The sequence below is a fragment of the Paraburkholderia sp. J63 genome (assembly GCF_905220245.1).
Classification (GTDB): Bacteria; Pseudomonadota; Gammaproteobacteria; order Burkholderiales; family Burkholderiaceae; genus Paraburkholderia.
In genome coordinates this window covers 1-635 of sequence record NZ_CAJMZF010000156.1, presented here as the reverse complement: position 1 = coordinate 635, position 635 = coordinate 1, and the positions used below count along the sequence as shown (strand labels likewise).

1 protein-coding gene is annotated in these 635 nt (G+C 61.4%); it reads left to right on the top strand.

Annotated elements, in window-relative coordinates:
* Positions 1 to 3: 3 nt before the first annotated feature.
* Positions 4 to 635, top strand: a 632-nt coding sequence (locus U5775_RS38945; protein WP_322063440.1) for a 2Fe-2S iron-sulfur cluster-binding protein, incomplete at its 3' end; no start/stop codon positions are given.

Below are 635 nucleotides of genomic sequence, written 5' to 3'. Positions count from 1 at the left end.
CCCATGTCCAGTTTCAAGGTTGCACTGAATTTCGAGGACGGCGTCACGCGTTTCATCGACTGCAAGGCCGGTGAAAAAGTGCTCGACGCGGCCTTTCGCGCGAAGATCAATCTGCCGATGGATTGCTCCGATGGCGTCTGCGGCACCTGCAAATGCCGCGCGGAAAGCGGAAGCTACGATCTCGGCGACGACTACATCGAGGACGCGCTGACCGAAGACGAAAAGGACAGTGGCCTCGTGCTGACCTGCCAGATGGTGCCGCAAAGCGATTGCGTGATCGCGGTCCCGACCTCGTCGACGGCGTGCAAGACGGGCCACGGCAAGTTCGCCGCCACGGTCTCGAAGGTCGAGCAACACAACGATGCGGCCGTGGTGCTGGAAATGGACGTGGATGCGAACGCGCCGGTGTTCCTGCCGGGCCAGTACGTGAATATCGACGTGCCGGGTAGCGGCCAGCATCGTTCGTATTCCTTCTCATCGGCTCCTGGCGCAGCGAAGATCAGCTTCCTGATCAAGAAGATCCCAGGCGGCGTGATGAGCACCTGGCTGGAAGCCGCGCAACCCGGCGAAACGCTCGAATTGAACGGACCGCTCGGCAGTTTCTATCTGCGCGACGTGCAGCGGCCGCTGCTGTT